The sequence below is a fragment of the Pseudoalteromonas rubra genome, assembly GCF_005886805.2.
Taxonomy (GTDB): Bacteria; Pseudomonadota; Gammaproteobacteria; order Enterobacterales; family Alteromonadaceae; genus Pseudoalteromonas; species Pseudoalteromonas rubra_D.
Genome location: NZ_CP045429.1, coordinates 615370 through 629365, shown reverse-complemented (window position 1 = coordinate 629365; position 13996 = coordinate 615370). Strand labels below are relative to the sequence as shown.

Sequence of the window (13996 nt, the reverse complement as noted above, 5' to 3'; positions counted from 1 at the left end):
ATTAAAGTATTACCCTAAGCGCCAGCAGCAGTAGAATTACCCCTATTCCGCGATCAAACCAATGCCCGGCACGTTGAAAAAAGCTGCGGACAGTGGCTTTGCTCAGCACCATGGAAAGGGAAGAAAACCACAACCAAGTTGCCACAGCCATATATAATCCGTACAAGATTTGTACGGACTGAGGGGTGCCAGGATCAATCACCAAGGTAAACAAGGAAAGGAAAAACAATGTCGCTTTTGGGTTCAATGCGTTCACCAAAAAGCCGCGCCGCAGTGCCTGCATGGCACTTTCCTCGGTCGCAGATGGGGTAGCTGTTTGCTGTGAGGCCGGATTGGCACTTGCACGTAAAGCCTGAATACCCATGTACGCCAGGTAAGCGCCAGCTAGGTATTTAAAGACATTAAATAACTCCGGCGATTGCGCTAACAACAACGCGACACCAAGCAGACAATAAGTGACATGCACCAATATCCCTAACCCTACTCCTGCGCTGGTCATCAGAGCATTACGGCGACCAAAGCTAATGCTTTGTTTCAGTACAACGGCAAAGTCAGGCCCGGGGCTGGCAACCGCAAAAAAATGTGCCAGCGCAATCAAAACAAACTCATCCAGATAAGGCGACACGACTGCGATCCTCCAGTGCCAGTAAAACGGGATCCGGAGACGTTTTTAAAATGCCCTGAAGCTGTTTACAGGCTTTTTTATACAATCCTTTGAGGTGGGGTTTAAGGTGTTTCGCACCGTTATATTGTGGCTTGAAATGACACACCAAGGCATGCACAAAGATCGTTTCTGCCTCACTGAGGGCAGCCTGCCGATTGGCATAGGCATTATAACAAGAGCCACACCCACCTCTGAAATGGTAAGCACTGTTACTCAACATCACACCAAACCCCATGTACACAGCCAGCACATCTGCGGCAACGGGTAAATGTTCCTGACCGCCTGGTGGTAATTTACCCACCTGATGAATCAAAATCATCGCCAGAGAACCAGCTAAACTTGCAACCATATCCTGAGGCTGGTTGATTTGATTAGGGTTATAGGAAAGAGCAATCGGCATAGCTGGTTTTTCCGACACCGACACCTGCTCTCCGCGCAATCCACCACTAAGTGTAAAATTTGGGAAGGTCTGCTGCAACGGCATTTGCTGCGGTGGTAATAAAGCAACAGGCCAGTGCTGCAACCCGGCATAATCGCGCACCCGGCCAAACACAGTTTGTGCCATTTGCTCAACACTATTAACCTGATCCGGGAAGTCCTGCACGGTAGGCTCAACAATCCGTGTGTGACGGAGAAAAAAATCGACGTCAAAATGCTCAACCGCCCAGCCAAACAAATGAATTAACTGCTGAGCCTGAGCGTCTTCCAGTAGCGGTTTAGATTTAAATATCGCCAGCATAATATCCTGTCTTCTGTATCAAAACATGCCAGTTCCGGGCGCTCTCACCGCCCACTTATCACTTGGCATTGCAAGAAAAGATTCATATCATATTGCCATATTAGCGACAATTACCCTGTGATACCATGCCTCATCTGATCATTGAACACTCTGCCCATCTGAATATTTCCGTTTCTGAACTTGTCCAGGCCGTCCATCAAGGTGCTGAACGTACTCAGCTGTTTGATCCTTCGTCCATTAAAACCCGGGCAATTGCTTATCACGACTATCATCTGGGTAGCGACCACAGAGGCTTTATTCACGTGCAAGCCCACATTATTTCCGGCAGAACGATAGCACAAAAGCAACTGCTGAGTGAGACGCTACTACATGCGCTGAACGCAGTAGTCGATGGCGAGCAACTCCACCTCAGTGTTCACCCCTATGACTTAGAGCCAGAGATCTACCGCAAGAACTGACGTATAATAGCCCTTAATCAGAGCTGCTCTCAGCTCACCCGCATTGACGTGCGGGTCATTTTCACTTTACAGAGCAATCACTATGAAATTCCCCTGTCGTTTAGATAAGTTTGTCAGCCACATCCAGGAGCTGCCTCGCAGTAAAGTCAAAATAGGGATCAAAAAAGGCCTGGCCGTTGTCAATGGAGTCACCATCAGCAAAGCAGATTATTCTGTTGGGCAGGATGATCTAGTCGAATGGGACCAGACGCCACTGGTTTATCTCGGTAAGCGTTACTATATGCTGAACAAACCGACTGGTTATGTGTGCGCCAATCAGGACGACCTGCACCCCACCGTTTTTGAGCTTTTGGACGAGCACAACTTAAAAGATTTTCATGTTGCGGGGCGGCTGGACCTGGATACCACAGGACTTGTTTTAATTACCAATGATGGCGACTGGTCTCATCAAATCACCTCACCTAAGAAACAAAAGTACAAAACTTACCTGGTTGAAACACAAGAAGCACTCACCGAAGAAGCACTCGAGCAACTACGTCAGGGTGTCGCGTTGCACAATGAAAAAAGCCTCACTCAGCCCGCCATAGCAGAGCAGCTGGATAAGTATGCGCTACGCTTATCTATCTGCGAAGGAAAGTACCATCAGGTGAAGCGTATGCTAGCAGCGGTCGGTAATAAGGTCGTAGAACTGCACCGAGAAAATGTTGCTGGTATTGAGCTGGATACGAAACTGGCGGCCGGTGAGTACCGCTTACTCAGCGATACGGAAGTTAACATAATTAATGCAAGGTAAAACGCTGTCACCCCCTATAGTGAGGAAAAATCATCTAAGATTACTGTTATAATGACCTTTTTCAGCTTTCCACAATACGGAATTCGTGTTAAATCATTAAATCAGATTCTGCTACAGGGGCATCACGTGTTTTCATCACTTACTTTAAGAACAAAAATCATCCTATTTGCAGCTTCTATTTTTGTTGCCCTCATTCTGGTGGCAATTGTGGGGCTGCAATCCCTCAGACATGCAAGCGAAACAGACAATATTGCGCGTATCAATCAACTGATGAAAAGCACAGCCAATATAGTGCAGCAGTTTGAAGGGTTTGTGCGCAGCGGCGCCCTGACAGAGGAACAGGCCAAAACACTCGCATCGCAGATTTTACGAGAAAACAAATATCACGACTCTGAGTACGTGTACGTGGTGGACAGTGAACTCAACTTCATCGCTGCGCCACATGACCCGCATTTACACGACACCAGCTTCAACGACTTTAAAGATGCCAACGGTAATAGTATCGGGCGCATGGTGGAACGTTTGGTCGGCTCGCAAACAAATCGTATCATTACCTACAACTGGACATCACAGCGCAATGGCACCGTCGCAGCCATGACTTCAGTCGTGCAAAAAACCCCTCTGTTCGGCTGGTATGTGGGAACTGGTATCAGTTATCAGGAAGTCGATGAGCGCTATTGGGATACTGCAAGCTGGCTCGCGTCTTTGTCATTACTTATCGCCGTCGCACTGACCTTTGCTTTAACTCGCTTTGGCTTGTCTCTGTCGAACAAACTAGGCGCAGAGCTGGATGACGTCCTCGACATCGTTCAGGAAGTTTCGCGCGGTAACCTCACTTCACAGATCCACAACGACAACGCCAAACCAGACAGTATTCTGGCTGGCATGGAATACATGCAAGAAGGACTAAAAGGTGTGGTTGGCGGGCTAAAATCTGTCAGCGATTCGCTTAATGAACAAAGCCACAATGGTGAAGCTCGTTCTAATGAGCTGGAGTCACTCACTCGCAGCCTGAGCGAAGAAACCCAAATGGTGGCATCAGCAATCACCGAACTCACCGCCTCTGCGCAAACCGTGGTTGAGCACGCAGAGCAAGCAGCTGACTCTGTGCAACAAGCAGAAGGCCAGGGGCAAAGTGCCGATAAGCTCACGACTAAAGCGTCTGAAGCCATTGTCCTATTAGAGCAGCAAATCGACAGTGCAGGTAATAATATTCAGGTGCTTGATGAAGAAGTAAAAAACATCGCCAATGTACTGAGTGTGATCCAAAGTATTGCGGAGCAAACCAATCTGCTGGCATTGAACGCTGCGATTGAGGCGGCACGTGCCGGAGAGCAAGGTCGCGGGTTCGCAGTCGTTGCCGACGAAGTCAGACAGCTGGCACAACGCACCCAAAGCAGCACAGAAGAAATCCATACCATGATTGGTAATCTTCAATCTGCAACTCAGGAAGCCAAAGCATCAGTTACCCTGAGTATTGCCACCAGTGAAAAAACCGTGACAATGTCTAACGAAGCCAGTGAAGCACTGAAACGGGTGGCTGAATCGCTCAGTGCAATATCGCAAATGAGTGACCAGATTGCCCAAGCCGCAAAAGAACAGCTTGCAGCCGGAGAAGACACCGCACACCGTGTGGTAACCATATCAGATACTGCCAGTCAGACAGCCCAGGTCTCACACCATGCGCATCAGGCAACTGACAGCATCACGGCATTAACGCATCAACTGGAAAAAGAAATGGCAAAATTTAAAGTTTAGCAACGTAGTTAATATTCAGATTTTCAAGAAGAAAAAGTGAAACGAACAATATAATTAACAATTAATTAAAGTTATATGAAAAATTTCATTTCACTTTTCTGGACTAGGTGGTAAATTTATTAACCAGAGCTTAATAGACCTTATGTTGTGCTGTATGAAATAAATCATATATGATAGGTCTTAAAGCACACCCAGTTCATCTAAATTACGTTTGCGTGACGTGCACGTAATTTACAGATGAATGAGCAAAGGCGGATGCAGTGCCTATACTCTAGAAGCTGACTAGCCAGTTATTGCAGTCGTTTTGGTTAGGCAAACAACAATGACATAAGGAACATCAATATGAAATCTCTTTCATTCACTGATTGCCAAAAAGTCGCTGCCGGTTCCAGTGTGTTACACCCTGTTAGACCCAAAGGCCAACAAACTTCCCAAAAATTAGAGACAAAACGTACTTCGACATGACAAAGGATTTATCGATTAAAGACCTGCTACTACCATACGTCGTGATGGTAGTAGTCATTTTTATTATGCAGGATGCAACCTATGTGTTCATCCTCTCTTGTATTGCAATCATCTCCCTGGTTTTCCTGATCGGACTGCGGATCAAAGACATTAATATTTGCGTCCTCGCTATGATGAATTTGTCATCCATACTGATCGAAAATCTGCTGTTTTCCACAGGCCTGATAAGCCTTTACTCGGACGAAGAAAATCGCCTGCTACAAAACAGCATTATATTCGGCCTTTCCATGGCCAGAGAGCTTCTGATTTTGGTGCTCCTCACCTATCGCGTTGAAATCACCAAATGGTTGTTTCCTAAGCATCAGATCCGTGCCACCTTTGCTGACAGCATCATGCCCTGGCTCTACCTCATAGGCGCAGCCATCAGCTTCTTCGCACTGATAGAGAACTACTTCCGTAATGGTAAAGGATACGATATTACCTTCTTCTTTTACGCCTTTGAAATTACAGGCTATCTGATCTTTTCCACCATATGTGCCATGCTGGTTGCGCTAACGGTGATCTCTTATAAAGAAGCCTATGAGCTGAAAGTTCCGACCATTAAAAAACGGAGTTAACATTCGAAAGACAAACCTGTATAGTCCATCGACAGGTTTGTCTGAATAACATCCAGGGATTTGATGCATGGCCTTCGCGGTCCACTTTCGCTATATCAATAGCCCCTTGCTGATGGCCATAGTCGCACTCAGTCTGATATTGATCATTCTTCGCGACGCAACTTTCTACGTCTTTTCGGCATACTCTCTCTTACTTAGCGGCCTGTTTATCATTGGTGTCCGACTGAAAGATGTGAACCTGTGCGGGTTAACAGGACTGGCCCTGTTTCCCATTATTTATGAAAACTTGCTATTCTCAACTGGCCTGATCAGCCTGACCTCAGAGACGCAAAACCGTCTGTTCCAAAACAGTCTGATTTTTGGTCTGCATTTTATCAAAGAGCTTATTTTACTAGTGCTGCTAATCTACCGGATGGAGATAACTAAACGCCTCTTTCCAAACAGAAGTATCTATTATACTTTTGCGGATACCCTGCTGCCATGGCTATGTTTGCTCACCGCCATATTTAGCTTTTTAGCCTTATTCGAGAACTATCTGCGTAATGGCAGAGGATATGACATCACCCTTTTCTTCTATGCATTTGAGGTAACGGGCTATCTGTTTTATTCATCGGTGTGTGGCATCCTCTTAGTGCTCACCATGATCACCTGCCAACAACAGCGTCTGAGCCCGCAAGGTAGCGCCAAATAGGTCAATCAGTGTGAAAGAATGGGTTATCCAGATATATCGGCTGTGCTGTCGCTAAGAAGGAGAGATCAAAATAGCGCGCCAGTAACTGCTCATACTGACCATTGTCTTTCAGGCGCCTCAAACCCTGATCCAGCTTTTCTGCCAGTTCTGGTTTTTGCTTGTTCACAAAAAAGTAGAAGTGTGCTGGGTATGACAAATAAACACCGGGCAATTTGACCAGTTCAGCGGCAGATTGAGCTGCGAGCTCAGAATCCACCTCAACCACTGAACGGGGAAAATAGTCTGCTTTTTGATTGATCACCAAATCAAACATCGCCTGGTAATTCACTATCGGCCTGACCTTTAATCCGTTAGCAGCCAGTATCTTGGTATCCGGCCAGTCATGTCCCTGCACAGCAACCAGCTTAGCTAGCCCGGCTTTGCTTTGAACAGCCTCAAACCGGGTCAGTTGCTCACGATGTACCAGCAGCGCACGCTTGCCAATCAGGCCATCAAAGAGTGGAAACTTAACCGCGATGGCCAGCTTTTCTCGCGCCGGACTCGACATGCTCCAGTGCAGGTCAACCTCACCTTTGCTCAATGCCAGTAACGTTCTTTGTTGATGTGGGTGGACCTTAACATGTTGAATATCAAAGGGGTATTCAGCCGCTTTTAGCGATAAGTCGAGCAATTCATAAAGAAACAAATCCCGGTCATAGAGGGGCCGCATTTCTTTTGCAACATAAATGGTGGACTTTGCCTCGACCGCCGCACCAAGCAGTAACAGCATCAGATAGATAACCCGTTTTACCATACACCACCTAGCTCATATTGAATTGTCAGTCCTGTATTGTGCAATCCAAGGACATATCACCCTGACCTCCAAACTACACCTAACTGCAACAATACTCAACCGAGATTGTGTTGTCATAAATCGCTGAATTAAGTAGCCAAGCTACTGACCGCTTCTAACCGCACGACCGGAGCACTGGGCTTGCGACGATTACAGACAAACAAATAACTGTTGCGATAGCGCTTGGCCTCTTTTTTCGCGTCGGTTGCCAATGCAGCGACCTGATGGCTGTTACTACAGGATTCCACATCCGGTGATACCAGCCCGATAGATAACGTCAGTAACGGCACAAATTGCTTCTGACCTTCACGATTACTGGCCCAGTAACCGCCAGCCGCAACATGCTCTGGCGTAAAGAAAGCTTTAGACTGGGCTTCAAAGCGCTGAATTATCTCATGGCACAGGTTTTCAGCATCGTCGTTGTCAAACACCACCATAAAGTCATCGCCGCCAATATGGCCGACAAAGCAGTGGCTATGTTTACACACAGCGACTGTCACCTCTGCCAGCAACTTAATCACACTGTCGCCACTGGCGTAACCATAAAGGTCATTAAATTGCTTAAAATGATTGAGGTCGATGTAGGCGAGCGAAAAGCCATGCATAGCACGTAGGCGTTGTTCAATGGCCTCATTGATAGCCACATTGCCCGGCAGCATGGTTAGCGGGTTGGCATGTTGCGCATGGCGGATCTTTTCGTCGGTAATGTGCTTCAGGATATCCCTTAAAGGTGCCAAACCCAGATAGCGTCCTTCCCGGGTAATAATAATATGACGTCGGATGTCGAATTCATGCTCAGTGATCAGCTGGCTGACACTGTCGAGTTGCTCTTGCTCATCAACAATCAGCGGTTGTTTGTCCATTAGCTCAGTCACTGGCTTTTTATCGAATAAGGCATGACCATAGGGGGCAGCAAACACTTCCGTCAACTGATCCCGATGCAGCAAGCCAACAGGCTGTCTTGCATCATTCACTACAGTCAAACTCATCAGTCGTTTATCACGCTCAAAATGTCGATGGGCATCAAGACATTGAGTACAGGTGTGGATTGCAGCAACGTCCTTCGCCAGCCAGCCAATCGCAATAGACTGCTCAAATGGATTATCCTTACTGCTGCTGTGACGATGCTGTGCCAGATTGATCATCTCCAGAGCCGGCTGCTCACTTGGTTTAGCCAACAGATATCCCTGCGCATTCACAATCCCTAACTGCTCCAGTAAAGCGAGCTCTTCCATCCGCTCAATGCCCTCCGCAATCACCGCAGTATTGGTTGCCTTAGCCAGTTCAATAATAGACTTGAGAAACTCTCGTTTAACGATACTCTGATCGCAATAGTCGATGAAATAACGATCCACTTTAACAAAGTCAGGACAGAGTTCTGACCACTGCTTTAGCCCGGAATAGCCTGCACCTAAGTCATCAATGGCGATAGTGAAACCCAGCTGACGGTAGTGGGCTATGGTCTTTAACAACAAAAAACCATCATCGACCTTATCTTGCTCAGTCACTTCAATCACTATACGGCTGGCTGCCAATCCAGCCTGTTCAACCAGGTGTAAGGTTTCCCCCCTCGGATGACGAGGGTCCAGCAGTGCTTTTGGGCTAACATTAAGAAACAGCTTGCCGGGCAATTGTTGCGCCACAAACTGAGTAATGGCCCTCTGACGGCACAACAATTCCAGCTCCGACAGACGATCGTAGCGACTGGCTGCCGCGAACAAACTATCTGGTTGCTCCAACACAGAACCACGCTTACCGCGGCTTAAAGCCTCGAAGCCCAGCACCTGCTCCTTTGCCAAGTCATAGATTGGCTGGAATGCCGTATAAACGGCTTTGTTAGCGATGATTTCATCCAAAAGGATCTGCGTTGAGTCCACTGCTCGATGACCAAGATGAGGTTTGATTGATAATCGAGCAAATTATCAATTTTACATGACAGTTATATGTCAAAAAGACGATTGTACCTAATTTGATGTTGAATCATTTGCAACTCCCTGTTGCTCTATGCTCACCTCAACGCGTTTAAATGCTTGTTTTACCTGTTCAATATGGGCCATCACCTCGACCATTTCCAGTTCCGCTTCCAAATACGCGTCGTCGCCTGCAAGCCCCCCTTTTGCCATCACCAAAACCGTCGCAGGATGCACCACTAAATCTTTGCTATGATAGCACACCGGATCGGGTAACTCAGGTAACTCAGGTAACTTGCCATCGCCATGATAGTCTTGTTCCAGTGCTGCAAGAGACATCTCAGCCAAAGACGCTCTGAGTGTCAATACCGCATCCAGATAAGACCGGCACTGTGGGTAAGCCCGTTTAAAGGCATCCAGGACCACATCACTTTGCTGTATCAGGTCATCCGCACGAGCCTGGATCACCCCTGCATCACGCTGGATACGAATGTCTGTCAGTAACTCGCTGGCTAACAACGCATACGGTTCAATGCCACTGCCCTGCACAGCAGATGTCGCAGCCCGGGCATTAGCCGCCGGCCCTGATGGCTCAGAACACCCGAATAGCGATAAGCAAACGAATGCCGCTGCACATTCCTTACGCATAGTATTTCCCCCGTTCTCACAAAAAAGCCGCGATACAATCGCGGCTTCCGTTAGCTAGTTGGTTGATTATGGCATGGCATCCAGATCGGCGCCTTCTTTTTCCACTTCAACCGGGATCAGATCTTCCTTACTCACGCCCATCGCAACCGCCACTGAACTGGCGACATAGACTGATGAGTAAGTACCGATGAATACACCGAATAACAAGGCCGTTGCAAACCCATGGATGGTCTGGCCACCCCAGACAAACAGGGCAACCAATACCAGAATAGTTGTGATTGATGTCACTAACGTCCGGTTCAGTGTCTGTGTCAGCGAGATATCAATAATCTCCAACGTGTCATCAATACGAACTTTACGGAAGTTTTCGCGGATCCGGTCAGATACAACGATGGTATCATTTAGTGAGTAACCTATCACGGCGAGGATCGCGGCCAGAATCGTCAGGTCGAACTCCAGTCCAAGCAATGAGAATAAACCCATGGTCAGGATCACATCGTGGAACAAAGCGGCAACCGCACCGACAGCAAAACGCCACTCGAATCGAAACGCAACATAGATAAGGATACACAGCAATGCAGTCAGCATTGCCAGACCGCCCTGCTCTTTGAGGTCCTCACCCACACTCGGGCCAACGAACTCGATACGACGCATTTCAACGTTGCTGTCGACCTGCTTCAGCGCATCAACCAGTTGGTTACCCAGGATTTCAGCTTTCACATCATCACGCGGAGCCAGACGTACCAGCACGTCCTGACTTGAACCAAACAGCGTGACCGATGCATCCGGGAAGCCATTCTCTGCCAGCGTACTACGTACTTTTGGCAAATCCGCAGGCTGCGAAAAACCCACCTCTACTGCCGTACCACCAGTGAAATCCAGACCCATGTTCATGCCTTTGAACGTCAGGCTTAAAATAGAGGCCAGGATCAGTAGCGCAGAAAATGCCATTGACACTTTACGTGCCGACATAAAACGGATGGTATCTTTAATTCTTAATAACTGCATGTCCGTCTCCTAGATTGAAAGCGAGTTAATTCGCTTGCCACCGATGACCGCATTGATCACCGCACGAGTACCGACGATAGCCGTAAACATCGACGTTAAGATACCTATAGCCAGTGTCACTGCGAAACCTGCGATCGGACCTGTCCCCACTGAGAACAGGATCACCGCAGCGATCAGCGTGGTGATGTTGGCGTCGAAAATGGTGCTAAAGGCACTGTCATAACCATGATGAACGGCTTGCTGAGGACTACGTCCTTCACCCAACTCTTCACGGATACGCTCGAAAATCAGTACATTAGCATCAACTGCCATACCGACGGTTAGTACGATACCAGCAATACCAGGTAACGTCAGTGTGGCCCCTGGGATCATCGACATAACGCCCACAATCATGACCAGGTTGGCAGCCAACGCCAGGTTCGCAACCAGACCAAAGCCTTTGTAGTACATCAGCATAAATGCCAGTACGAATGCAAAGCCCAGAACAACCGCAGTCATACCTGCCTGGATGTTTTCCTGACCGAGGCTCGGACCCACCGTACGCTCTTCAACAATTTGGATCGGCGCAACCAGTGCCCCTGCTCGCAGCAACAGGCTCAGGTTATGGGCTTCTGCCGGCGTGTTAATACCGGTGATTTGGAAAGAACTGTTCAAACGCGCCTGGATAGTTGCCACATTGATGACTTCTTCCACTTTGATTGGCGGCAGCGCTTTACCATTCTTGTCGACTTTACCTGACGGCTTGTATTCGATGAAAACAGTTGCCATCGGTTTGCCAATCGCACGTTTGGTAAAGGCACTCATTTTCGCACCACCTTTGCTGTCCAGGTTGATGCTTACTTTAGGGCGTTGATACTCATCAAGACCAGACTGTGCGCCTGTGATGTGCGACCCTTCCAGTACCACACGTTTTTTCACAACAACGGGATAACCGGCCTGGTGCATGATCACTTCAGAACCCGGAGGCACGCGACCCTGGGCTGCCGCTCGGGCATCAGCATTTTGGTCAACTTCACGGAATTCCAGCGTCGCCGTCGCGCCTAAAATCTCTTTCGCACGCGCGGTATCCTGTACACCTGGAAGCTGAACGATAATACGTTCCGCACCCTGGCGCTGTACGTTCGGCTCTGCTACACCCAGCTGGTTGATCCGGTTACGAATGATGGTTTCGTTTTGTTTGATGGCGTAGTCACGCAGTTCTTTGATTTTCAACTCGCTCAGCGTTGAGAAAAACGCCAGGCCGTTGCTGCTGTCATTGATAAACAGATTACCCGGGTAACGCTTTTTAAGAAAACGCTCAGCGGCATCTCGGTCTTCATCAGAACGCATGACCACCTGAATACGGTCACTGTTGGCAACACGACGAATCGAGCGATAACGTAGTTTTTCTTCTCTTAGATCGCTCTTATAATCCTGCTCCATCTGCTCAAATGCTTTGTCCATGGCCGTTGCCATGTCCACTTCCATCGTAAAATGAACACCACCGCTCAGGTCCAGACCCAGTTTCATTGGGTTAGCACCTAAATTCTTTAACCAGTCAGGCTGTGCAGGTGACATGTTTATGGCGGAGATATAATCGTCACTCAGAGTATTACGCAGCAGATCCTGCGCCTTTAGCTGATCTTCAACATTCGTGAAGCGGATCAAAACCTGGCCATTTTCAAGGGCAGTCGATTTTACGGTGAGGCTATTGTCTTTAAGTGTTTTATTTACCTGGTCGAGCACACTGAGATCGGCATTGGTACCTTTAGTACCAGAAACCTGTATGGCCGGATCACGACCATACAGGTTAGGTGTAGCGTATAAAATACCTACGGCCAATACAGCGAGCACAAGTAAATATTTCCACATTGGGTACTTGTTTAACACTGGATCATCCTTATTGCTAGTTTATAGCGACTTCATTGTGCCTTTTGGTAGCACAGCTGAAATCGCTGATTTTTGTACCGTTACTTCTGCCTGATCATTCAGGGCAATAACGATAAAATCTTTGTCTTCTGCAACCTTAGAGATTTTACCAACCAGGCCACCCTGAGTTAGTACTTCATCACCTTTGGTCAGCGCACTCATCAGATCTTTATGCTCTTTGACACGCTTCGCTTGTGGGCGGTAGATCAGGAAATAGAATACCAGACCAAAAATACCCAGCATGATCAACATGCTCCACTCGCCACCGGCTGGTGCTGCGGCTGCCGTACTGGCATGCGCGCTAGACATAAATAAGCTCATAGCTCTTCCTCATTTAATTTTTATTGCAAACTGTTATTCGGTGTCGGCCAACGGCGGAACCGGTCTGTCACGTCGGGCATAGAAATCAGCCACAAACTGATCAAATGTACCGGCCGCAATAGCCTCACGCATCCCTTCCATCAGGCGCTGATAATAACGCAGGTTATGGATAGTATTAAGACGCGCACCTAAGATCTCGTTGCACTTATCCAAATGATGCAAATAAGCACGTGAGTAATTTTTACAAGTGTGGCAATCACACTCAGGATCCAACGGACCAGTGTCTGTTTTATGCACCGCGTTACGGATTTTAATCACACCGCCAGTGATAAAGAGGTGACCATTTCGAGCGTTACGGGTTGGCATCACACAGTCAAACATGTCGATACCACGGCGCACCGCTTCAACCAAATCTTCTGGCTTGCCCACGCCCATCAGGTAACGCGGTTTTTGTTCTGGCATCTTGTAAGCACAATGATCCAGAATATTGATCATATCTTCTTTTGGCTCACCCACAGACAGACCGCCCAGCGCATAGCCATCAAAGCCAATGTCCTCAAGCCCAGCCTGAGATTCAGCGCGTAGCTCCGGGTACATGCCGCCCTGAATAATACCGAACAGAGCAGATGGGTTGTCGCCATGTGCTTCTTTCGAGCGTTTAGCCCAGCGTAATGACAACTCCATTGAGTCGCGCGCTTCTTTTTCAGTGGCAGGGTATGGCGTACATTCATCAAAAATCATCACAATGTCAGAGCCCAGATCACGCTGAACTTCCATCGCTTTTTCCGGAGACAGCATGATCCGCTCACCGTTGACCGGAGACTGGAATAACACGCCTTCTTCACTGATCTTACGCATAGCCCCTAAGCTGAATACCTGGAAACCGCCCGAATCAGTTAAGATTGGCTTATCCCAATTCATAAAATCATGCAGATCACCATGTTGTTTGATGATCTCGGTGCCCGGACGTAACATCAAATGGAAGGTGTTACCCAGGCAGATGTGTGCACCAGTGTCTTTTAGTTCGTCTGGCGTCATACCTTTTACGGTACCGTACGTACCCACAGGCATAAATGCCGGTGTTTCAACCACTCCGCGATCGAAAATCAGGCGGCCACGACGCGCTTTACCCTGTGTACAATCTAATTCAAATTTCATACTTACCTCTGGTCGGAAAAACAGTC

Annotated in this window: 14 protein-coding genes; 5 read left to right on the top strand and 9 right to left on the bottom strand. The window is 47.9% G+C overall.

Annotation, left to right across the window (positions count from 1 at the left end):
* Position 1: 1 nt before the first annotated feature.
* Both CWC22_RS02780 and CWC22_RS02775 read right to left on the bottom strand, forming a co-directional pair.
* The gene (locus CWC22_RS02780) at positions 2-625 is read right to left on the bottom strand and encodes a LysE family transporter (RefSeq protein WP_138536810.1); all 624 of its coding nucleotides are present in this window, start codon (positions 623-625) and stop codon (positions 2-4) included.
* Complete coding sequence (locus tag CWC22_RS02775; protein ID WP_125558313.1) at positions 606-1403, bottom strand: hypothetical protein; 798 nt, start codon at positions 1401-1403, stop codon at positions 606-608. Before CWC22_RS02775 ends, CWC22_RS02780 begins: the two co-directional genes overlap by 20 nt.
* Before the next feature lie 125 nt (positions 1404-1528).
* On the opposite strand from CWC22_RS02775, the gene CWC22_RS02770 reads away from it, so the two are divergent.
* The 5 genes from CWC22_RS02770 (at position 1529) to CWC22_RS02750 (ending at position 6185) form a co-directional block, all read left to right on the top strand.
* The gene (locus tag CWC22_RS02770) at positions 1529-1861 is read left to right on the top strand and encodes a 5-carboxymethyl-2-hydroxymuconate Delta-isomerase (protein WP_125558315.1); all 333 of its coding nucleotides are present in this window, start codon (positions 1529-1531) and stop codon (positions 1859-1861) included.
* 82 nt (positions 1862-1943) lie between these two features.
* Positions 1944-2654, top strand: a complete 711-nt coding sequence (locus CWC22_RS02765) for a pseudouridine synthase (RefSeq protein ID WP_138536807.1) — start codon at positions 1944-1946, stop codon at positions 2652-2654.
* Positions 2655-2780: 126 nt separating this feature from the next.
* Positions 2781-4412: a methyl-accepting chemotaxis protein gene (locus CWC22_RS02760; protein ID WP_021032737.1), complete on the top strand. Its 1632-nt coding sequence runs from the start codon at positions 2781-2783 to the stop codon at positions 4410-4412.
* 461 nt (positions 4413-4873) lie between these two features.
* Complete coding sequence (locus tag CWC22_RS02755) at positions 4874-5494, top strand: hypothetical protein (RefSeq protein WP_010383265.1); 621 nt, start codon at positions 4874-4876, stop codon at positions 5492-5494.
* Positions 5495-5561: 67 nt separating this feature from the next.
* Complete coding sequence (locus CWC22_RS02750; RefSeq protein WP_138536805.1) at positions 5562-6185, top strand: hypothetical protein; 624 nt, start codon at positions 5562-5564, stop codon at positions 6183-6185.
* Between the two features lies 1 nt (position 6186).
* On the opposite strand, the gene CWC22_RS02745 is transcribed toward CWC22_RS02750, so the two are convergent.
* The 7 genes from CWC22_RS02745 to tgt form a co-directional block, all read right to left on the bottom strand.
* Positions 6187-6978 (bottom strand): substrate-binding periplasmic protein, encoded by a 792-nt coding sequence (locus tag CWC22_RS02745; protein WP_138536803.1) that lies wholly within the window; start codon positions 6976-6978, stop codon positions 6187-6189.
* Positions 6979-7106: 128 nt separating this feature from the next.
* Positions 7107-8894 (bottom strand): bifunctional diguanylate cyclase/phosphodiesterase, encoded by a 1788-nt coding sequence (locus tag CWC22_RS02740; RefSeq protein WP_138536801.1) that lies wholly within the window; start codon positions 8892-8894, stop codon positions 7107-7109.
* Positions 8895-8981: 87 nt separating this feature from the next.
* The gene (locus CWC22_RS02735; protein WP_138536799.1) at positions 8982-9575 is read right to left on the bottom strand and encodes a hypothetical protein; all 594 of its coding nucleotides are present in this window, start codon (positions 9573-9575) and stop codon (positions 8982-8984) included.
* A 66-nt stretch (positions 9576-9641) separates the two neighbouring features.
* Positions 9642-10583: a protein translocase subunit SecF gene (gene secF / locus CWC22_RS02730; RefSeq protein WP_138536797.1), complete on the bottom strand. Its 942-nt coding sequence runs from the start codon at positions 10581-10583 to the stop codon at positions 9642-9644.
* A gap of 9 nt (positions 10584-10592) precedes the next feature.
* A complete protein-coding gene (gene secD, locus CWC22_RS02725; protein WP_010383274.1) occupies positions 10593-12452 on the bottom strand; it encodes a protein translocase subunit SecD in 1860 nt (619 codons plus the stop codon).
* Between the two features lie 21 nt (positions 12453-12473).
* Entirely contained in the window at positions 12474-12812 is a 339-nt protein-coding gene (yajC, locus tag CWC22_RS02720) for a preprotein translocase subunit YajC (RefSeq protein ID WP_125558330.1), read from the bottom strand.
* A 33-nt stretch (positions 12813-12845) separates the two neighbouring features.
* Positions 12846-13970 (bottom strand): tRNA guanosine(34) transglycosylase Tgt, encoded by a 1125-nt coding sequence (tgt, locus tag CWC22_RS02715; protein ID WP_010383277.1) that lies wholly within the window; start codon positions 13968-13970, stop codon positions 12846-12848.
* Positions 13971-13996: the final 26 nt, after the last annotated feature.

Excerpts from the sequence above, each read along its gene's own strand:
- yajC (WP_125558330.1), bottom strand. The coding sequence starts at position 12,812 with ATGAGCTTATTTATGTCTAGCGCGCATGCCAGTACGGCAGCCGCAGCA.
- CWC22_RS02750 (WP_138536805.1), top strand. The coding sequence starts at position 5,562 with ATGGCCTTCGCGGTCCACTTTCGCTATATCAATAGCCCCTTGCTGATG.
- tgt (WP_010383277.1), bottom strand. The coding sequence starts at position 13,970 with ATGAAATTTGAATTAGATTGTACACAGGGTAAAGCGCGTCGTGGCCGC.
- CWC22_RS02775 (WP_125558313.1), bottom strand. The coding sequence starts at position 1,403 with ATGCTGGCGATATTTAAATCTAAACCGCTACTGGAAGACGCTCAGGCT.
- CWC22_RS02765 (WP_138536807.1), top strand. The coding sequence starts at position 1,944 with ATGAAATTCCCCTGTCGTTTAGATAAGTTTGTCAGCCACATCCAGGAG.
- CWC22_RS02735 (WP_138536799.1), bottom strand. The coding sequence starts at position 9,575 with ATGCGTAAGGAATGTGCAGCGGCATTCGTTTGCTTATCGCTATTCGGG.
- CWC22_RS02745 (WP_138536803.1), bottom strand. The coding sequence starts at position 6,978 with ATGGTAAAACGGGTTATCTATCTGATGCTGTTACTGCTTGGTGCGGCG.
- CWC22_RS02755 (WP_010383265.1), top strand. The coding sequence starts at position 4,874 with ATGACAAAGGATTTATCGATTAAAGACCTGCTACTACCATACGTCGTG.
- secF (WP_138536797.1), bottom strand. The coding sequence starts at position 10,583 with ATGCAGTTATTAAGAATTAAAGATACCATCCGTTTTATGTCGGCACGT.
- CWC22_RS02770 (WP_125558315.1), top strand. The coding sequence starts at position 1,529 with ATGCCTCATCTGATCATTGAACACTCTGCCCATCTGAATATTTCCGTT.